The sequence below is a fragment of the Streptomyces sp. A0642 genome, from assembly GCF_004795105.1.
GTDB lineage: Bacteria > Actinomycetota > Actinomycetes > Streptomycetales > Streptomycetaceae > Streptomyces.
This window is the reverse complement of record NZ_SSBL01000018.1, coordinates 128,633-148,631: the sequence shown is the minus strand read 5'-3', so window position 1 is coordinate 148,631 and position 19,999 is coordinate 128,633. Positions and strand designations below refer to the sequence as shown.

16 protein-coding genes are annotated in these 19,999 nt (G+C 69.6%); 5 read left to right on the top strand and 11 right to left on the bottom strand.

All coding sequences use genetic code 11. The features are described 5' to 3' along the window. Nucleotides 1-48 precede the first annotated feature (48 nt). The 8 genes from E6R60_RS26150 to E6R60_RS26115 all read right to left on the bottom strand — a co-directional run bounded on the left by E6R60_RS26150 (nt 49) and on the right by E6R60_RS26115 (nt 12,018). Nucleotides 49-1,191 carry a dipeptide ABC transporter ATP-binding protein gene (locus tag E6R60_RS26150; protein WP_136329107.1) on the bottom strand — a complete coding sequence of 381 codons (1,143 nt, stop codon included), beginning with the start codon at nt 1,189-1,191 and terminating at the stop codon, nt 49-51. After that, nucleotides 1,184-2,242 carry an ABC transporter ATP-binding protein gene (locus E6R60_RS26145; protein ID WP_136329106.1) on the bottom strand — a complete coding sequence of 353 codons (1,059 nt, stop codon included), beginning with the start codon at nt 2,240-2,242 and terminating at the stop codon, nt 1,184-1,186. The genes E6R60_RS26150 and E6R60_RS26145 overlap by 8 nt, the downstream gene beginning before the upstream one ends. An 11-nt stretch (nt 2,243-2,253) precedes the next feature. Further along, on the bottom strand, nt 2,254-3,210 hold the full coding sequence (locus E6R60_RS26140) for an ABC transporter permease (protein ID WP_136329105.1): 957 nt from the start codon (nt 3,208-3,210) through the stop codon (nt 2,254-2,256). Continuing rightward, nucleotides 3,203-4,135 carry an ABC transporter permease gene (locus tag E6R60_RS26135; protein WP_136329124.1) on the bottom strand — a complete coding sequence of 311 codons (933 nt, stop codon included), beginning with the start codon at nt 4,133-4,135 and terminating at the stop codon, nt 3,203-3,205. Before E6R60_RS26135 ends, E6R60_RS26140 begins: the two co-directional genes overlap by 8 nt. Nucleotides 4,136-4,303: 168 nt before the next feature. Then, nucleotides 4,304-5,938, bottom strand: a complete 1,635-nt coding sequence (locus E6R60_RS26130; protein ID WP_136329104.1) for an ABC transporter substrate-binding protein — start codon at nt 5,936-5,938, stop codon at nt 4,304-4,306. Nucleotides 5,939-6,662: 724 nt separating this feature from the next. Continuing rightward, nucleotides 6,663-8,534 carry a translational GTPase TypA gene (gene typA, locus E6R60_RS26125; protein ID WP_136329103.1) on the bottom strand — a complete coding sequence of 624 codons (1,872 nt, stop codon included), beginning with the start codon at nt 8,532-8,534 and terminating at the stop codon, nt 6,663-6,665. A gap of 137 nt (nt 8,535-8,671) precedes the next feature. After that, nucleotides 8,672-9,373 (bottom strand): hypothetical protein, encoded by a 702-nt coding sequence (locus E6R60_RS37535; RefSeq protein WP_240802687.1) that lies wholly within the window; start codon nt 9,371-9,373, stop codon nt 8,672-8,674. A gap of 296 nt (nt 9,374-9,669) precedes the next feature. Next, complete coding sequence (locus tag E6R60_RS26115; RefSeq protein ID WP_136329102.1) at nt 9,670-12,018, bottom strand: ABC transporter family substrate-binding protein; 2,349 nt, start codon at nt 12,016-12,018, stop codon at nt 9,670-9,672. A gap of 355 nt (nt 12,019-12,373) precedes the next feature. On the opposite strand from E6R60_RS26115, the gene E6R60_RS26110 reads away from it, so the two are divergent. The 4 genes from E6R60_RS26110 to E6R60_RS26095 all read left to right on the top strand — a co-directional run bounded on the left by E6R60_RS26110 (nt 12,374) and on the right by E6R60_RS26095 (nt 16,253). Then, nucleotides 12,374-12,622, top strand: a complete 249-nt coding sequence (locus E6R60_RS26110) for a hypothetical protein (protein ID WP_136329101.1) — start codon at nt 12,374-12,376, stop codon at nt 12,620-12,622. Nucleotides 12,623-12,792: 170 nt separating this feature from the next. After that, complete coding sequence (locus E6R60_RS26105; RefSeq protein WP_136329122.1) at nt 12,793-13,575, top strand: hypothetical protein; 783 nt, start codon at nt 12,793-12,795, stop codon at nt 13,573-13,575. Further along, a complete protein-coding gene (locus tag E6R60_RS26100) occupies nt 13,576-15,483 on the top strand; it encodes a fumarate reductase/succinate dehydrogenase flavoprotein subunit (RefSeq protein WP_136329100.1) in 1,908 nt (635 codons plus the stop codon). Beyond that, nucleotides 15,480-16,253, top strand: a complete 774-nt coding sequence (locus E6R60_RS26095; RefSeq protein WP_136329099.1) for a succinate dehydrogenase/fumarate reductase iron-sulfur subunit — start codon at nt 15,480-15,482, stop codon at nt 16,251-16,253. Before E6R60_RS26100 ends, E6R60_RS26095 begins: the two co-directional genes overlap by 4 nt. 9 nt (nt 16,254-16,262) lie before the next feature. Here the strand turns inward: E6R60_RS26095 and E6R60_RS26090 are convergent, their stop codons facing one another. Both E6R60_RS26090 and E6R60_RS26085 read right to left on the bottom strand, forming a co-directional pair. Next, complete coding sequence (locus E6R60_RS26090; RefSeq protein WP_136329098.1) at nt 16,263-16,814, bottom strand: isochorismatase family protein; 552 nt, start codon at nt 16,812-16,814, stop codon at nt 16,263-16,265. Between the two features lie 169 nt (nt 16,815-16,983). Next, a complete protein-coding gene (locus E6R60_RS26085) occupies nt 16,984-17,439 on the bottom strand; it encodes a MarR family transcriptional regulator (protein WP_136329097.1) in 456 nt (151 codons plus the stop codon). A 170-nt stretch (nt 17,440-17,609) separates the two neighbouring features. Between E6R60_RS26085 and E6R60_RS26080 the strand changes: the two genes are divergently transcribed. Then, nucleotides 17,610-18,665, top strand: a complete 1,056-nt coding sequence (locus tag E6R60_RS26080; protein WP_136329096.1) for a LacI family DNA-binding transcriptional regulator — start codon at nt 17,610-17,612, stop codon at nt 18,663-18,665. A 57-nt stretch (nt 18,666-18,722) separates the two neighbouring features. Here the strand turns inward: E6R60_RS26080 and E6R60_RS26075 are convergent, their stop codons facing one another. Continuing rightward, a complete protein-coding gene (locus E6R60_RS26075) occupies nt 18,723-19,712 on the bottom strand; it encodes an acetylxylan esterase (RefSeq protein ID WP_136329095.1) in 990 nt (329 codons plus the stop codon). Nucleotides 19,713-19,999 lie beyond the last annotated feature (287 nt).

The window sequence follows — 19,999 nt, the reverse complement described above, 5'->3', positions numbered from 1 at the left end:
CGAGGGGTCCGGCGTGTCTCACGTACAGCGTCGGGCGGTGCCGGCGTCTCAGGCCGCGCCCACCACGTTCTTCTCCTCGGCGAAGTGGCATGCCGACTCGTGCGCGGCCGGCGTCGTCGAGGTCCTGAAACGCTCGGGGATCGCCAGCAGCGGCGTCTCCTCGGCGCACTTGGCCTCGGCCTTCCAGCAGCGGGTGCGGAAGCTGCAGCCCGACGGCGGGTTGGCCGGGGACGGGACGTCGCCGGTGAGGATGATCCGCTCGCGGCCCTCGCGGGCCTCCGGGTCCGGGACGGGGACCGCCGACAGCAGCGCCTGGGTGTAGGGGTGCGTCGGGTGGTCGTAGATCTGCTCGTCCGTACCGATCTCGGCCATCTTGCCGAGGTACATGACGCCGACCCGGTCCGAGATGTGCCGGACGATGGACAGGTCGTGCGCGATGAAGAGGTAGGAGAGGTTGAACTCGTCCTGCAGCTTCCCCATCAGGTTGATGACCTGGGCCTGCACCGACACGTCGAGCGCGGAGACCGGCTCGTCGCAGATGATGATCTCCGGGTTGAGCGCGAGACCGCGGGCGATGCCGATGCGCTGGCGCTGACCGCCGGAGAACTGGTGCGGGTAGCGGTTGATGTACTCCGGGTTGAGGCCGACGACGTCCAGGAGCTCCTGGACCTTGCGCCGCCGGTCGCCCTTCGGAGCCACCTCGGGGTGGATGTCGTAGGGCTCACCGATGATGTCGCCGACCGTCATGCGGGGGTTCAGCGAGGTGTACGGGTCCTGGAACACCATCTGGATGTTGCGGCGCACGGCCTTCAGCGCGCGGCCGGACAGCTTGGTGATGTCCTGGCCCTTGTAGAAGACCTCGCCGGCGGTGGCCTGCTCCAGCGTCATCAGGAGCTTGGCGACGGTGGACTTGCCACAGCCGGACTCGCCGACGATGCCGAGCGTCTCGCCCGCGTAGAGGTCGAACGAGACCCCGTCCACGGCCTTGACCGCGCCGACCTGCTTCTTGAACAGGATGCCCTGGGTCAGCGGGAAGTGCTTGACCAGATTGCGGACCTGGAGGATCGGCTCGCCCTGCGACACGGGTGCGTCGATGGCGGCTACGGCCTCCGCCTCGGTGGTCGCGTCGACCGTCTCCACCTCGGAGACGTTCGGGGTGGCGTCCACGGGCTCCTTCTTCATGTCAGCCATGGATCGTCTCCTTCCAGAAGTGGCAGGCGCTGCCGCGTCCGGCCAGCTCGGCGCCGTCCTGCTCGGTCACCGGGCGCAGCGCCGGGATCTCCGTACGGCAGATGTCCTGCGCCATGGTGCAGCGCGGGTTGAAGGCACAACCCGACGGCACGCGAAGCAGGTTGGGCGGCAGACCCTTGATCGCGAAGAGCTCCTGGCCCTTCTGGTCCAGGCGCGGGATCGACTCGAGCAGCCCCTTGGTGTAGGGGTGCGCCGGGCGCTTGTAGATCTCGTGCACCGGGGCGGTCTCGACGATCCGGCCCGCGTACATGACCGCGATCTTGTCGGCGACGTCGGCGACGACGCCGAGGTCGTGCGTGATCAGGATCAGACCCATGTTGTACTCGCGCTGGAGCTCCGCGAGCAGGTCCATGACCTGGGCCTGGACGGTCACGTCGAGCGCGGTGGTCGGCTCGTCCGCGATGATCAGGTCCGGCTCCAGGGCCAGCGCCATGGCGATCATGATGCGCTGGCGCATACCGCCGGAGAACTGGTGCGGGTAGTCCGCGACCCGGGCCGCGGCGGCCGGGATCTTCACCTGGTCCATCAGCTCGATGGCCTTGGCGCGGGCTTCCTTCTTGGACAGGCCCTGGTGGACCCGGAACATCTCGCCGAGCTGGTAGCCGACGGTGAGGACCGGGTTCAGCGAGGAGAGCGCGTCCTGGAAGATCATCGCGATCTTCTGGCCGCGGATCTTCCGCCGCTCCTCGTAGGACATCGTGAGCATGTCCTGGCCACGGAACAGGATCTCGCCCTGCGGGATCCTGCCCGGCGGCATGTCGAGGATGCCCATGATGGCCTGCGCCGTCACGGACTTGCCGGAGCCGGACTCACCGAGAACGGCGAGGGTCTCCCCGGCGTTCACGCTGTAGTTGACACCGTTGACCGCCTTGGCCACACCGTCGCGGGTGTGGAACTCCACGTGCAGGTCACGGACATCGAGCAGGGGGCCGACATAGTCGTCACCCGAGCGTGCGGACGGGACTTCAGCGGTCTTGTTGATGGTGGCCACGTTCGCCCTCCTTATCGCGACTTCGGATCGAGGGCGTTGCGGACGGCTTCGCCGAGCATGATGAACGCCAGAACGGTGATGCTGAGCATGATCGACGGGTACAGCAGGATGTGCTGTGCGACGCGGATCTGGGCGGCGCCACCGGAGATGTCCATGCCCCACGAGATGGTCGGGGAGGCCAGGCCGAGGCCCAGGTAGGACAGGGTCGCCTCCGCCGAGATGTAGACACCCAGCGAGATGGTGGCGACGACGATCACGGGAGCCATGGCGTTGGGCAGGATGTGCCGGAAGAGGATCCGGCCCGTGCCCGCGCCGAGCGCCCTGGCGGCCTGCACGTAGTCCGACTGCTTGATCACGATCACCGCACCGCGCATGACTCGCGCGATCTGGGTCCAGCCGAGGAACGCCAGGGCGAAGATGACCACCCAGATCGTCCGGTCGGTGAACGCCTGGAGGACGACCATGGCGCCCAGCAGGAAGGGGATGCCGAGGAAGACGTTGGTGAAGAAGCCTGCGAGCAGGGCGTCGACCCAACCGCCGAAGTAGCCGGCGAGCATGCCGATCAGTCCGCCGAACAGGGTCACCAGGAGGGTGACGCAGACGCCGACGGTGACCGAGGCCCGGGTGCCGTAGATGACACGGGCGTAGACGCTGTGGCCCTGGCCGTCGTAGCCGAGCCAGCCCTCGGAGCCGATCTTGCCGAGCTCCGGCTTGCCCAGGTAGTGGTGCACCAGGTCGGCCGAGGTCGGCGAGGCGCTGGTGAACAGGCCCGGGAAGATCGCCATCACGATGAGGATGACGATCAGCACCGACGAGATGATGAAGTACCAGTTGGAGCGCAGGTCCCGCCAGGCGTCGCCCCACAGGCTGCGCGCCTTGTCCGCCTTCACGGTCGCCGACGGGTCCGCGAGCGCCGCCTTGGCGTCCTCGGGCGCGGGAGCGGGGGTGGTCTTGGTCGCGTCAGGCATAACGGATCCTCGGGTCCAGGACCGCGTACAGCAGGTCGACGATGAGGCTCATGAGGAGATAGACGAGCACCAGGATGGTCACGAGGCCGACGAGCGTCGTGCCTTCGCGCTTGACGATCGACTCGTAGATCGTGCCGCCGACGCCCTTGACGTTGAACAGGCCCTCGGTGACGACCGCGCCGCCCATCAGGGCGCCCAGGTCGGTGCCGAGGAAGGTGATGACGGGGATCAGCGAGTTGCGCATCAGGTGCACGCCGATGATGCGCCGCTTGGGAAGTCCCTTGGCGATGGCGGTGCGCATGTAGTCGGAGCGCAGGTTCTCGGCCATCGTCGTACGCGTGAGTCGTGCCACGTAGGCGAGTGACAGGGAGCCCAGCACGATGGCCGGGGCCAGCAGTTCGCCCCACTTGGCCTCACCGGAGACGTTCGGCTGGATCCAGCCGAGCTGGAAGGCGAACACCGTCTTGACGATGAAGCCGAGGACGAACACCGGGATCGAGATGATCAGCAGGGTGAAGACCAGGACCACGTTGTCCGTGAGCCGGCCGGCCCGCAGACCGGCGGCCATGCCCAGGCCGATGCCGATGATGATCTCGATGACGAACGCCATGCCGGCCAGCCGGAGGGTGACGGGGAACGCGTCGCCGAGGACGTCCGTGACGGGACGTCCGCTGGCTATCTGCTTACCGAAATCACCGTGCAGGACGATGCCTGTCATGTAATTCCAGTACTGCTGCAGGATCGGCTGGTCCAGCCCGTATTCATGGCGAAGTCTCGCCAGCGTGGCCGGATCGGCCCCCTTGTCCCCGAAGAGCCCGCGCACGGGGTCGCCGGGCAGCGTGTAGACCATCAGGAAGATCAGCAGGGTCGTCCCGAGGAAGACCGGGATCATCTGGAGCAGTCGTCGTGCGACATAGCGCCCCATCATGCCTCCATGTAATAGGCAGGCGGCAGCCGACGGGCCCTCCCTCGCCCCGACTCCCCCTGCGGGGTCGTCGGTTACGTGGAAGGGCCCCCCGGCCACTGCCGTGCGGGCAGGGCGGGCCGCTCTTCAGTGCGGTCCCGCGCCTGCGCGCGGACTACGTCGGTGTGGTTACTTCTTGACTTCGACCTGCGTCAGGATCGGGTCGCCGTCCTGCGCGTAGTCCACGTTCTGGACCTTCTCCGAGTAGCCGGCGTTGACCTTGTAGTACCAGAGCGGGATGGAGGGCATGTAGTTCACCAGCTCCTTCTCGATCTTCTGGTAGGCCGCGACGGACTCGTCGAGGGAGGCGGCGGAGTCGGCCTTCTTGATCTCCGCGTCCAGGGCCTTGTTCGAGAAGTCGCCCTGGTTGCCCGCGGCGCCGGTCCGGAACAGGTCCGAGATGAAGTTCGCGTTCACCGGGTAGTCGAGCACCCAGCCGGAGCGGTACAGGGACTTGACCTGCTTGTCGTCACGCGCGTTCGTGTCGGCCTGGAAGTCGGCCTTCGAGTCGGTGGCGCACTTGACGCCGGTCGACTGCGTGATGCTGTTGCAGACCGCCTCGACCCATTCCTTGTGGCCGCCGTCGGCGTTGAACTGGATCGAGATCTTGTTGCCCGGAACGCCGCCACCCTCCTGGATGAGCTTCTTGGCCTTCGCCGGGTCGAACTTGGTGACGTCGCCCGTGGCGTCCTTCTGGAAGCCGAGGACACCCTGCGCGACCCAGCCGGTGGCGGGCTCGCGGGTGCCCTGGAGCACCGTCTTGGTGATCGTGGCCCGGTCGATACCCATCGACAGGCCCTGGAGGACCTTCGGGTTGATCTTCTTCCACTGCGGGGTGTAGTACGCGACGGCGATCGTCTGGATGGCCGAGTAGGCCTTGTCCACGGCGCGGTCACCGAGGTCGGACCGGTAGACCGGAAGGTCCTTCGGGCCGATCTGGCGCAGCACGTCGACGTTGCCGGACTTCAGGTCCTCGTAGGCGGTCTCGAGGGTGGTGTAGTTCTTGAAGACCACACCGCCGTTCTTCGCCTTGTCGGCACCCTTGTAGTCGTCGTTGCGGACGACCTTGATCTGCTTCTTGTGGTCCCAGCTGACGAACTTGTACGCGCCGTTGCCGACCGGCTTCTCGCCGGCGGCCTTCGGGTCCGCGTAGAAGGACTCGGGCAGCGGGGAGAAGACCGTGTAGCCGAGCTTGTACGAGAAGTACGGCAGCGGGGCGTTGAGCTCGATGGTGAACGTGTAGTCGTCCACCTTCTTCAGACCGGACATGGCGTCGGCCTTCGGCTTGGCCTTGGCGTCCTCGGGGTGGACGTCCGCGAAGCCCTTGATGTCGCCGAACCAGGACGCGTTGGTCTGGTTGTTCTTGATGTTGGCGGCCCAGTTCCAGGCCTTGATGTAGGAGTCCGCCGTGACGGGCGTGCCGTCGTGGAACTTCCAGTCCTTCTTGAGCTTGACCGTCCAGAGCTTGCTGTCCTTGGTGTCGACAGACTCCGCGTTGATCATCTCGAGCTTGCCGGCCGGGTCGTAGTCCACCAGCTGCGAGAAGATCGAGTCGGTGACGATGCTGCCGTTCGACTCCATCGTGTTGGCCGGCTGCAGCGGGTTCTGCGGCTCACCGACCTCGATGGAGAAGATGCCATCGGGATTGACAGCGCCCTTGGCGCTGTCCTTGCCACTGTCGCTGTCGCCGCCGCCACAGGCGGTCGCAGCCAGGGCGATGATGGCCGCTCCCGCGACCCACTTGGCGCTCTTGGCACCACGCATGGGTTTCCTCCTCATGAGTCCACTTTTGACTACAAGAAGGGCACTGGGTTGATACACCGACACCCCTGACGGTGATCGTTTCAGTGCCCTGAGTGTGCTCGTGAGTCGGCACTCCCCACAGTGCGTGACCCATTGACCCGAGCTCAATGGAGCCAACTATTAAGTACGACTGGGCTGTAAACCACACCTAAAGGGTCTCATTTTGACAACATCAACCCTGCGCGTAGACCCGAAATACGGACAAAGCGATACCAGACAGACACGCCCGAAACGGACCGTTCACACACGTTCCGGAGAAGGCTGCCCGATAGTCGGACGTCCGGGCGCCGAAATCGACTTTCCTTTTTCGCGGTCTCCTGCAGCACCCCCGCCGCCGGACGGCGGAGCCGGGAGCACCGCGCCGACCCATGCAAGCAGGTGAGCGGGGAACTGAACAGACGGCCCGTCAGCTGCTCGGGCGCCCCCGCGGGCCATCGGTCCGCGCTCATCGCTTTCCGCGACGGCGGCGGCACCATGCGTCATGCCGGGCCGCCGTCCGCGTTCCGGGAAAACAAAGCGCGCCGAATGCGGGCAGTCCGCAGCGGACCCGCTCCGAGTTCCCCTTCGTGATATTTCCCTCATTCACGCGTGCCGGGTCGCCGGTGAATGCCCAAAGGCCGGGGCACGGGGAAGGCCCGGCCCCGCGGCGAACCGCGGAACCGGGCCTTTCCCGTGCGGGGTGCGATCAGCGCTTGGCGCGCGACGCGGAGCGGCCGCGCTCCTTCTGGTCCAGGACGACCTTGCGGATGCGCACGGTCTCCGGGGTGACCTCGATGCACTCGTCGTCGCGGCAGAACTCCAGCGACTGCTCGAGCGAGAGCTTGCGGGCGGGCACCACGTTCTCGGTGGTGTCCGCGGAAGCCGCACGCATGTTGGTGAGCTTCTTCTCCTTGGTGATGTTCACGTCCATGTCGTCGGCGCGCGAGTTCTCGCCGATGATCATGCCCTCGTAGACCTCGGTGCCGGCCTCGGTGAAGATGACACCGCGCTCCTGGAGGTTGACCATCGCGAACGGCGTCACGACGCCCGCGCGGTCCGCCACCAGCGAGCCGTTGTGACGGGTGCGCAGCTCGCCGAACCACGGCTCGTGGCCCTCGAACAGGGAGTGCGCGATACCCGTGCCGCGGGTCTGGGTCAGGAACTCCGTGCGGAAGCCGATGAGGCCGCGGGACGGGACGATCCACTCCATGCGGACCCAGCCCGAACCGTGGTTCGTCATCGTCTCCATGCGGCCCTTGCGGGTCGCCATGAGCTGCGTGATGGCGCCGAGGTGCTCCTCCGGCGAGTCGATCGTCATGCGCTCGATCGGCTCGTGGGTCTTGCCGTCGACCTGCTTGGTGACCACCTGCGGCTTGCCGACGGTGAGCTCGAAGCCCTCCCGGCGCATGGTCTCGATGAGGATCGCGAGCGCGAGCTCACCACGGCCCTGGACCTCCCAGGCGTCGGGGCGCTCGGTGTCCAGGACGCGGAGCGAGACGTTACCGACGAGCTCGCGGTCCAGACGGTCCTTGATCTGACGGGCGGTGACCTTGTGGCCCTTGCCGCCCTTGCCGACGAGCGGCGAGGTGTTCGCACCGATGGTCATCGAGATGGCGGGCTCGTCGACCGTGATCAGCGGCAGCGCGATCGGGTTCTCGGTGTCGGCCAGGGTCTCGCCGATCATGATGTCCGGGATACCGGCGATCGCGCAGATGTCGCCCGGACCGGCCTTCTCGGCGGGCTTGCGGGTGAGCGCCTCGGTCATCAGCAGCTCGGTGATGCGGACGTTGGACTGCGTGCCGTCACGCTTGATCCAGGTGACCGTCTGGCCCTTGCGCAGTTCGCCCTGCTCGACGCGGCACAGCGCGATACGGCCGAGGAAGTTGTCCGCGTCCAGGTTGGTGACGTGCGCCTGGAGCGGGGCGTCCTCGTCGTACTCCGGGGCCGGAACCGCGGAGAGGATGGTGCTGAAGAACGGCTCCAGGCTGTCGCTGTCCGGCGGGACGCTGCCGTCCTCCGGCTTGGTCAGCGAGGCGACGCCGTCACGGGCGCAGGCGTAGACGATCGGGAACTCGATCTGGTCCTCGTCGGCGTCCAGGTCCAGGAAGAGGTCGTACGTCTCGTCGATGACCTCGGCGATCCGGGAGTCCGGCCGGTCCGTCTTGTTGATGCAGAGGATGACCGGCAGCTTGGCCGTCAGCGCCTTGCGGAGCACGAACCGGGTCTGCGGCAGCGGGCCCTCGGAGGCGTCGACCAGCAGCACGACCGCGTCCACCATCGACAGGCCTCGCTCGACCTCACCGCCGAAGTCGGCGTGGCCGGGGGTGTCGATGATGTTGATCGTGATGACGTCGCCGCCATCCTTGGGGTGGTACTTCACGGCCGTGTTCTTGGCCAGGATCGTGATGCCCTTCTCACGCTCCAGGTCGTTCGAGTCCATCATGCGTTCGTCGAGGTGCTCGGCGGCGTGCGCGGCGAAGGCGCCGGCCTGCTTGAGCATGGCGTCGACCAGCGTGGTCTTGCCGTGGTCGACGTGGGCGACGATGGCTACGTTACGGATGTCGTGGCGCGTGGGCATGGGTGGCTTGCGCTTCTCTCGATCGGGGATTCAGGCGTCTTAGTCGGTCTTGAGTCCTCGTACGCCCGCCGGGCGGACGCGCCACGGCTACACCCCATGGTACGGGGCGGGCGCGACTGCGGCTTCCCGGGCAAGTTTTACCGGCCACAGGACAGGCGCACGGCCTCGCGCGCGGCGGCCGAGCCGGCCTTGGACAGCGGCTCCTCACAGTTGAGGGCTCCCGACAGGTCCCGGCCCCACGTCAATACGTGGCCGACTGTCGGCTCACGGTCTTTGCCGCCCTTGCAGGTGTAGCGGAAGTCGGCATCGACCTTCTCGAAAGCGCTATAGCTCACGAGGCGGACGGCGGCCCCGCCGCTGGTCCAGCCGCCGTCCTCGTTGAGAGGTGCGTACGATCCCGGCTCGCCCAGCGCCGACCAGTCCTCCACGTCCTCGGGGTCCTCTCCCTTGTCCGCCAAACCGAGACGCACGCTCAGCGCGTAGAACACCGCCTTCGAGTCCAGCCTCGGGCCGTCGGACTCCAGGGACGCCCGGTCCGTGCGCAGCCGCCGCATCGGCTCGGTCAGCTCGGTGCCCTCGGCCTTGAGGGTCTGCGCGTCGCTGACCCCGTTCAGCACGTAACGGCGCTGCAGGTTGAACCAGGTGTACGTGCCGCCCTTGCACGCCCGTTCCCTCGGGGCGGCGACCTGTTCGGGACCGGTCCGCCCGGTCGCCGGTGAACCGGCCGGCTTCGGTTGCGCGCCCGTGTCCGGGTCGTCCGGCGTCGCGCTGCACGCGCTCGCGAGGAGTCCCGCTACGAGTACGCCGACCGCACAGCTGAAAGCCCGCGTCCGCTTCATGTTTCCGCCCCCGTGATCAGTTCTTCCGGCGGAATTCACCGGTGGTCATGACCAAGGTCCACCGGGCGGAACGCGCGGACGCGGGACTTGAGCAACTTCAGAGGTGGGGCTCCGAAGCTACGGCTCCGAGGTGGGGATCGGAGCGGGGCTCCGCAGTCGGATTTCGGGGTTGGGGCCCCGGAATCCGGGAGGCGGAGTGCTACCCGGGTCAGCAGGTGGGCACAGCCTTGCCCGCCGGGGGTCCGGCGGGCAAGGGAATTGAGCCAGTTCTGAGCTTTCAGCCCTGCTCTGACCTGCTACTTCTTCTTGTTGGCCGGCGCTCCGGCGGACTGCGGCTTCTTGAAACCGATGTCCTGGTAGTGCGGCGCCGCGAAGCCGAACGCTCCGGCGTTCGCGAGCTTCTTGTCCGTCGCGACCAGCTGCGGGCGCTGGTAGAGCGGAATCGATCCCGCGGCGGCCCAGATCCGGGCGTCCGCCTCCCTCATCAGGTCCCGGGCCGTCTTCTCGTCGAGCTCGGAGACCGCCTCGTCGAAGAGCTGGTCGATGTGGTCCGTGCCGACGCGGGTGTAGTTCTGCTCGACGAGCAGCGAGCCGTCGGTGGCGGGCACCGGCTTGGCGAAGATCGGACGGCTGTCCGTGGCCGGGTAGGCGGTGGCGGGCCAGGAGTACAGCGCCAGGTCGTAGTCGCCGGAGGCGACGTGGTCCCGGAAGTAGCTGTCGTCGGAGACCTTGGTGATCTCCGTACGGATCCCGATCGTGTCCAGCATCGCCGCGATCCTGTCGCCGACGCCGCGCAGGGACGCGGAGCCGGGACCCGACGGCAGGACGAACCGCAGCGTCAGCGGTTTGCCGTTCTTGCCCAGGGGGCCGCGGGCGGAGTCGGCTGCCCCCTGGGCGGGGGCCGCGGTGCCGACCGGGGCGTAGGCGCCGGCCGCGCCGCCGGGCTGCCGGTCCTGGGCGGCGATCAGGGCGGGACCGTCCTCGGAGACGCCCGTGCCGCCCAGGTGGCCGGCCTGGCGCAGGAGTGCGGCGCTCTGTACGGCGGCGGCGGGGGCGGGCGCGAGGACGTGGGTGGCCGCGCCCCCGGCCGCGCCGGGCTTGTCGTCGTCGCCGACGATGTAGAGGCCGTCGTTCCCGGAGGGCTCGCGCCGGGCGGCGCCGTCGGTCCTGTCGTCGTTCTTCGGGCGGCCGGCCTCCTCCTCCTTCTTCTTCCCCGCGTCCTTCTGCTTCTCGCCCTCGCTGCCCGCCTTGGTGCCGTCCGTCTTCTTCAGCGCCCCCTCGCGCGTCCAGCCCGCGGCGGCCAGCAGCGCCTGCGCCTCCTTGGTGTCCTGGCCTCCGAGCGCGTCACTGGCGTCCTTGTACGCCGGCTGTCCGGCGAGGGCTACGTGGCTGCCGAGCGGCTCGGCGGGCAGGCCGAGCGGCCGCAGCACGGCATCGGCGAGTTGCTTGCGGTCCAGGGCGCGGGCCACCGCCCGGCGCACCCGGTCGTCGGCGAGCGGCCCGCTCTCGCCGTTCAGCGCGAGCTGGGTGTAGGCGGGCTCCAGGGACTTGCGGACCGCGTAGCCGCGCAGCTCGCCCTGCTCGGCGGCGTACGCCTGAGCGGCCCTGGCCTTCTCGTCCCGGGCCTCCTGCGCCTGCGCGGCCGCCTCCTCGTCGGATCCGTGCGCCAGTGCCCAGGACCGCAGCGCCTGGGCCGGGGTGATCTCGGAGCCGGGGCCGTGGGCGGGCGGCGCGCCGCTGCCGCCGGCGTCCCCGGCGGCCTGGGCGATGCGGTGGGCGGCTGCCGCGTCGACATCGGCGATGTCGACCTTCCCCTCGGTCAGCGCCTCCGTCCGGTCCTGCGGCGCGACCGCCTTGAAGACCAGCGAGTCGAGCTTGGCGGTCCTCCCCCACCAGCGCGGATTACGGGCCAGCGCGACGGAGCCCGTCTCCTTGTCGACCGTACGCAGCCGGAACGGTCCCGCGGTCGCCTTGAGCGTGGACCGCGCCCCGTCGTTGAAGGCGTCCGGGGAGCCCGTCACCTGCTTCGGGTACAGCGGGGAGAAGAGGGAGCGCCAGTCCGCGTACGGCTTGGCGAAGGTGACCTTGACCTCCAGGTCGTCGGCGCCGCGCTCGATGTTCTCGATGCGTTCGTACCCGGCGTTGCGGGCCGTCCAGAACGCGGAGTCCCTGCCGCTCAGCGCGCGCCACTGGGCGACGAAGTCGGGTGCGCCGATCTCCCGGCCGTCACTCCAGACCGCCTGCTGGTTCAGCCGGTAGAGCACGACCTGCTTGGGCTCGCGCTCGACGACCTTCGCCGATTCCAGGTAGTCCGGGTTCAGCCGCGGTCTGCCCTTGGAGTCCAGCGGGAAGAGGGTCGGCAGCAGGGCGCCCGTGATGCGGGCGGTGGCGCTGTCGGCGTCGGCCTGGAAGGCGTTGAGGGTGGCGGGCATCGCGTCGATCGCCCAGGTGACCGTGCCGCCGTCCGCCACCTGCGCCCGGGCCGCCGGAGCGATGTCCTGCGGGACGACGACGCCGCTGCCGGTGGCCTTGTCGCCGCCCGAGCTGCAGCCGGCCAGGACGGGGAGGGTGAGCACGCCCGTGGTGAGAAGTGCGAGCGAGCGGCGCTTTCGGGATGTCCCGCGCGGGACGCCGACGTGGGACATGGCTGATACCTCCGGGGACGACCCGGCCCACCCAGATCCGAATGGGCCGAATGATGCGTTTTTGGTGGCATTTGCAGTTGATCACACTGATTCCGCCCATCCACTGAAAGCGCCCACGCGCGCGGGAGCGCGCAGACACGGCGCGGCTTCCCCGGAACTCACCCGTGCGGCGGAACGCTGGAACCGGCCGGAAGCGGACACCCCCCGGCAGCGCGCACCCGAGGCGCCCGGGGACGCGCGCAGCCCACCGCCCGCAAGACGGGGCCGCCCGCTCTCTTCCCAACGGGCATGTGACGCGCGACACTCGCATCCGCATGAGCATGGCCGCCCGCCCCCGCGGAAGTGAGATCAAGTCATGTCGCTGCACGACGAATTGACGGAAGCTCAGCACTGCCTCGACAACCTCGTCCGCGCCGTCGGACGGCTGGAGCGGAGCCTTGCGCAGCTGCGCGCGGCGGGCCCCGCTCCGGAACCGCCCGACCCGGCGGGCCGGGCCGCCGTCGTCGACGGCGTCATCACCATCACCGAGGCCCCCTACGACGGCGCCCTCTGGACGGACTCGGACGACGAAGGCCTGGGCGTCCGCGGCAGGCACGCCCCGTAGCGGGGACGTCCGACGAAGGTCTGCGGCGTCCGGTCGCGGCGTCCGCACACCCCTAGGAGGGTTTCTTGGCCACCGGTACGGAAACAGGAACGGGCCCGGGCAAGGACCCGGACGGCGCCCCGGCTCCGGAGCCCCGTCCGCCGGACGGGGCAGCCGCCCGGACGCGGGGGGTGCACCACCCCACGCGGGCCGCGATCGCCGCCCGCCATCTGCGGACCGACCGCTGGTGGCTGGCGCCCGCGGTGACGGCGGGGGGACTGCTCGCCTTCATCGTCTACTCGACCTGGCGGGCGTTCTCGAACGCGGACTACTACGCCGCGCCCTACGTCTCGCCGTTCTACTCGCCCTGTCTGGCGGACAACTGCGCCCCCATGCGCAACGGCCCGAACTGGGAGATCCTCGGCAGCTGGTGGGGCCTTTCCCCCGCCCTGCTGATCCTCATCTTCCCGCTCGGCTTCCGGCTGACCTGCTATTACTACCGCAAGGCCTACTACCGGGGCTTCTGGGCCTCGCCGCCGGCCTGCGCGGTGGCCGAGCCCCACCAGGCGTACAGCGGAGAGACCCGCTTCCCGCTGATCATGCAGAACATCCACCGCTACTTCTTCTACGCGGCGGTGCCGGTCGCCGGGATCCTCACGTACGACACCGTGCTCTCGTTCCGCGACGAGCACTACGCCTGGGGCCACATGGGCCTCGGCTCGCTGGTCTTCCTGGTCAACATCGCCCTGATCTGGGCGTACACCCTGTCCTGCCACTCCTGCCGGCACATCATCGGCGGCCGGCTGCGGCACTTCTCCAAGCACCCCGTCCGCTACCGGCTGTGGGGCTGGGTGGGGCGCCTCAACGCCCGCCACATGCTGCTGGCCTGGGCCTCGCTGATCAGCGTGGCGGCGTGCGACTTCTACGTCTACCTGGTCGCCTCCGGCGCCTTCGAGGATCCGAGGTTCTTCTGAATGACTGAGCTCGAACGGCAGCAGTGGGACGTCGTCGTGGTCGGTGCCGGAGGCGCGGGGCTGCGCGCCGCGATCGAGGCCCGGGAGCGCGGGGCCCGTACGGCCGTCATCTGCAAATCACTCTTCGGCAAGGCGCACACGGTCATGGCGGAGGGCGGGATCGCCGCCTCGATGGGCAATGTGAACTCCGGGGACAACTGGCAGGTGCACTTCCGCGACACCATGCGCGGCGGGAAGTTCCTCAACCAGTGGCGGATGGCGGAGCTGCACGCCAAGGAGGCCCCCGACCGGGTCTGGGAGCTGGAGACCTGGGGCGCCCTCTTCGACCGCACGCCCGAGGGGAAGATCTCCCAGCGCAACTTCGGCGGCCACGAATACCCGCGCCTGGCCCATGTCGGGGACCGTACCGGCCTCGAACTGATCCGCACGCTCCAGCAGAAGATCGTCTCGCTCCAGCAGGAGGACGAGCGCGAGTCCGGTGACCACGAAGCCCGGCTGAAGGTCTTCCAGGAGTGCACGGTGACCCGCGTCCTCAAGGACGGGGAGAGGGTGTCGGGCACCTTCTGCTACGAGCGCGAGACCGGCCGCTTCTTCGTGCTGGAGGCGCCCGCGGTCATCCTCGCCACCGGCGGCATCGGCAAGTCCTTCAAGGTGACGTCGAACTCCTGGGAGTACACCGGCGACGGCCACGCGCTGGCGCTGCTCGCGGGCGCGCCGCTGCTGAACATGGAGTTCGTGCAGTTCCACCCGACCGGCATGGTCTGGCCGCCCTCGGTCAAGGGCATCCTCGTCACCGAGTCGGTGCGCGGCGACGGCGGGGTGCTGCGCAACTCCGAGGGCAAGCGGTTCATGTTCGACTACATCCCCGACGTCTTCAAGGAGAAGTACGCGCAGTCGGAGGAGGAGGGCGACCGCTGGTACGAGGACCCGGACCACAACCGCCGGCCGCCCGAGCTGCTGCCGCGCGACGAGGTCGCCCGGGCCATCAACTCCGAGGTGAAGGCGGGCCGGGGATCGCCGCACGGCGGGGTGTTCCTGGACGTGTCGACCCGGATGCCGGCGGAACGGATCCGGCGCCGGCTGCCGTCGATGTACCACCAGTTCAAGGAGCTGGCGGACGTCGACATCACCGCCGAGGCCATGGAGGTCGGCCCGACCTGCCACTACGTGATGGGCGGCATAGCCGTCGACTCCGACACCGCGGCCGCCCAGGACGTCCCGGGCCTGTACGCGGCGGGCGAGGTCGCGGGCGGCATGCACGGCTCCAACCGGCTCGGCGGGAACTCCCTCTCCGACCTGCTGGTCTTCGGCCGGCGGGCCGGACTCCACGCAGCCGGGTACGCCGCGTCCGCCGCCCCGCCCGTCGTGGACGAGGCGCAGATCGACGCAGCGGCCGCGGAAGCGCTGCGTCCGTTCAGCGCGGAGGACCGCGCCGAGGGCGCTCCGGCGGAGAATCCGTACACGCTCCACCAGGAACTCCAGCAGACGATGAACGACCTGGTCGGCATCATCCGGCGGGCCCCCGAGATGGAACAGGCCCTGAAGAAGCTGGCCGGGCTGCGCGAGCGGGCCCGGCGCGCCGGGGTCGAGGGACACCGGCAGTTCAATCCCGGCTGGCACCTCTCCCTGGACCTGCGGAACATGCTGCTGGTCAGCGAGTGCATCGCGCGGGCGGCCCTGGAGCGCACCGAGAGCCGCGGCGGCCACACCCGCGAGGACTGCCCGGCGATGGAGCGGGCCTGGCGCCCGGTCAATCTGCTCTGCCGGCCGGTGGACGAGCCGGACGCCGCGAGCGGCCGGATCGATCTCGTACGCAAGGTGACCGACCCCATCCGTCCGGATCTGCTCTCCCTCTTCGAGAAGGAGGAGCTGGTCAAGTACCTCGCCGATGAGGAGCTCGACGCATGAGCAGCTACGACGCACGGTTCAGGGTGTGGCGCGGGAACACCGGAGGCGGCGGTCTGGAGGACTTCGAGGTCGAGGTCAACGACGGTGAGGTCGTCCTCGACATCATCCACCGCATCCAGGCCACCCAGGCGGGCGATCTGGCGGTGCGGTGGAACTGCAAGGCGGGCAAGTGCGGTTCGTGCAGTGCGGAGATCAACGGGCGGCCGCGGCTGCTGTGCATGACGCGGATGTCGGTCTTCGGCCGCGAGGAGACGATCACGGTCACGCCGCTGCGCGCCTTCCCCGTGGTGCGCGACCTGGTGACGGACGTGTCGTTCAACTACACCAAGGCGCGGGAGATCCCGGCCTTCGTCCCTCCCGAGGGGGTGAAGGCGGGCGAGTACCGGATGCAGCAGGTCGATGTGGAGCGCTCGCAGGAGTTCCGCAAGTGCATCGAGTGCTTCCTGTGCCAGGACACCTGCCATGTGGTGCGCGACCACGAGGAGAACAAGCCCGCCTTCGCCGGACCGCGCTTCCTGATGCGCGTCGCCGAGCTGGACATGCACCCCCTGGACGCCGCCGCCGAGTCCGGTCTCGACCGGAAGGCGACGGCGCAGGAGGAGCACGGGCTCGGGCTCTGCAACATCACGAAGTGCTGTACGGAGGTGTGCCCCGAGCACATCAGGATCACGGACAACGCCCTGATCCCGCTGAAGGAGCGGGCGGTGGACCGCAAGTACGACCCGCTGGTGTGGCTGGGGAACAAGATCCGGCGGCGGGACGCCACGTGAGGCCGTCGGTCAGCCCAGCAGCTTGACGATCGCGTCCGTGGTGTCCGTCTCGCCGAGGCGGGGGAAGATCCGCGCCACGCTGTTGTCGTGGGCCTCGGCGCTCATGTCGGTCACCGCGTCCGTGGCGACGGTCACGTGGTAGCCGTGCTCGTGCGCCGAGCGGGCGGTGGACTCGACGCCGATACTGGTCGCGATGCCGGCCACCACGACCTGCGTGATCCCGCGACGGCGCAGCTGGAGGTCGAGGTCGGTGCCGTAGTAGGCGCCCCACTGCTGCTTGGTGACCACGAGGTCACCGTCGTGCGGACCGAGTTCGGGGACGATCTCGGCCCAGTCGGCGGCCGGCTGCCCGGACCGCGCCGGGCCCTCGGTGCGGCCGGGGGCCCCGCCGGTGACGCGGACCAGGACGACCGGGAGGCCCTTGGCCCGGAAGGCGTCGGCCAGGGTCGCGGCGCGGGCGACGACCTCGCCGGCGGGATGGGCGGTCGGGAGGCCGACGATGCCCTTCTGGAGGTCGACGACGATCAGGGCGGTCGCCGGGTCGAGAGTGGTGGCGGTCATGGGCGGCTGCTCCTTGCCTGGGTACTGCGTGGGGAAATCGGGTACGGCCGTGCAGGACGCGGTCCGTGACAGTGGGGACGACGAGCGGTGCGCCCAGTACGCGGGACAGCCCTTAGGGCCCGTACGCGAGCGCGATGGGCGGGACGCGTGCGCAGCCGGTGGCGAGCGGTCATGGACCGACCAGGCGTTCGATGAGATCGGCGGCCTCGGCGACGGTGCGCCGCTGTGCCCCGTCCAGCTCGGCGGCGATGACCTCGGCGAGCCAGTCGCGCTTGGCGGCCCTGACCCGGGCGAGGGTCGTGCGCCCCGGGTCCGTGATCGACATGACTGATTTGCGGCCGTCGGCCGGGTCCGGGGCCCGCTCGACGAGCCCCTGCTCCTCCAGGGCTCCCAGGGTCAGCCGCATGGACTGCGGGCGCACGAACTCGGCGCGGGCCAGATCGGCCGTGGTGGCCGGTCCCCCGTCCTCCAGCCGGGCCAGCACCGAGCGCTGGGTAGGCGTCAGCAGGCTCTCCGACGAGGAGGACCGCAGCCGGCGCAGCAGCCGGCCGACCACGGAGGCGAGATGGCCGGCCACCTCTTCGGCGGTCGGGTCGGCGGGCGTGGTTCCGGACGGTCGCGTCATGCCTCTCACGGTAAAAGATGCACAGGGCATCTTGCAAGGCTGCCTGTCAATCCTCGTCGGCCTTGCCCGCGCACGGCCCGCGATCTAGGGTGAATGCGCTTTCATAACGTGTACGTCGATGGTTGTGCCGACACGTGTCGGTACGGAAGAAGAAGCGGACGGTCGGTCGAGTGAGCGCCCCAACGGTCTACGACGTCGCGGAGCGGTCGGGCGTCTCCATCGCCACGGTCTCGCGGGTCTACCGCACCCCGGAATCCGTGCGCGCCCAGACCCGCGAACGGGTTCTGGAGGCAGCCCGGGAGCTCGGGTACGTACCCAGCGGCAACGCGCGGGGGCTGGCGAGCCGCACCACGGGCGTGCTCGGCCTGTGCTTCCCGGACTACGCCGACCCGGACGCCGAGGCCGACGCGGAGGCGGACAGCGACGCCGATGACGCGGTGATGCTCTACTCCGACCAGATCATCCGCGGCATGGAGCGCGCGGCCCGGCGGCACGGGTACGCGCTGCTGATCGCCGCGTCGCTGGAGGGCGGCCCGGAGAGCCTGGTCGCGAAGGTCGCGGGGCGGGTCGACGGTTTCGCCGTCCTGGCACAGACCGTGCCGACCGAGGACCTCGAAGTGATATCGCGCCGGCTTCCGGTGGTGATGCTCGCCGGACCGCGCGAGATCGACCACCTCGACCACATCGTCGTCGCCAACGCCGACGGCGAGCGCGAGCTGACCCGTCACCTGATCGAGGACCACGGCCTGCGCCGGCTCGTCTTCGTCGGGGGTGACACCGATTCGCCCGACGCGGAGGCGCGGTTCCGCGGGTTCCAGGAGGCGTGCCGGGACGCCGGCCTCCCGGTGCCGGACGAGCCGGCCCTGCGGACGACGATGATGAAGCAGGCCGAGGGCGCACGGGCGGCCGAGGCCCTGCTGGACCGGCGCGGGGAGCGCCCCGAGGCGATGCTGTTCGCCAACGACCAGATGGCGGTGGGCGCCCTGCGCGCCTTGGCGCGGCGCGGTGTGCGGGTACCCCAGGAGATGGCGGTGACCGGCTTCGACGGGATTCCGCTCGGCCGGATCGTCCAGCCGTCGCTGACGACGGTGCGCCAGCCGATCCGCCGGCTGGGCGAGCAGGCGGTCGAACTCCTCGTGCAGCGCCTGAGCGACACCGGCCGGGAGCCGGTGTCGCTCACCCTCCCGGTCTCGGTGGTCCGCCGGGCCAGCTGCGGCTGCGGCTGACCGGCGGCCAGGCCCGGCAGGACCACCCGGACGAGGTCTTCGCGGCCGCCGGCGCCCCTACGCCGTCCACTGGGCGAAGAACGCGCTCCGTGCCGCCACCAGCCCGTCCACGTCCTGCGCCAGCCCCTCGTACTCGAAGTGACCCGCCGGCAACACCAGCAGCTCCTTCTCCCCCGCCAGCGCGTTGTGCACGGCGAACTGGCCCGGCGGCGGCACGGACGGGTCGAACAGTGCGGCCGCCACCAGCGTCGGCAGCTGGACGAATCCCGCGGCCGTCGCGGCGTCGAAGTACCGCAGCACGTCCACGACTTCGGGATGTGTGCCGCGGTACGCCCGTACCGCCTCCCCGCTCCCCGCGCACGGCAGCGTGAGCCGCAGCGGGTGGTTGCCGAACGTGGGCACCGTCAGTTGCGCCGCCCCGAACCGGTCGTCCCACGGCAGGGCCAGCGCGCCGAGCCCGCCGCCGAAGCTCTCGCCGAGGTAGCCCAGCCGGCCCGGCCCCCCGAGCTCCGGCACCAGTTCCTGAAGCGCGGACGCGGCGCACCACAGGTCCGCCACGCAGTCCCCGATGACATAGCTGTCGCGTGATGCGATTCCGTGCAGCACGTGCTCCGCGGAGACGTCGGGGATGCCCGCCACGAGACCGCGGGACCCCATTCCCCGTACACAGGGCAGGATCGCCGCCGCCGAGGGCAGCGGCAGCGGCACGTCGGGACCCGGTTCCGCACGCCCCCCGTATCCGTGCCCGATGACGAACCCGTGGCGCACCGGCTCCGCCGCCGCGCTCTCCACCGGCAGTGCCAGCCAGCCGCCCAGGCGCACCCCGCCCACCGAGGTGTACGTGACCCCGTGGATCCGTACGCCGTCGCGCTCGTCCTCCACCGGCCCCACCTCCGGGTCGGTCGCGACCTCGCGGGCCGCGTCGTGCCGCGCCCGCCAGAAGTCCGCGAAGTCGTCGGGAGCGGGCGGCGCGGGCACAGCCGTCAGTTCGTCGAGGGTGCGCCCGTAGGCCGGGTCGAAGGGGAAGCCGTGCACGAACGAAGCCATGATCACGACCCTAAGGGCTGTCCCGCAATTCCTGGCGGGCGCGCGACGACAGCTACGGCACCTTGCCGCGTTGTCGAAACGCCCGAATACGTCCAGTATGCGGGCGCCTCTCCGCCTTGCGATGCACCGCATCTGACGCCGCGCGCTGATCCACCAGGAATTGCGGGACAGCCCTTAGCGCCGCTCGTTTCGCGGCGGGGACCCCTTCCGACCTGGGAATCAATGGTGCGGAATCGGTCACACCCTCACGCATTCACCCCACCCCGCGCTTACCGTTCCAAGTCGAG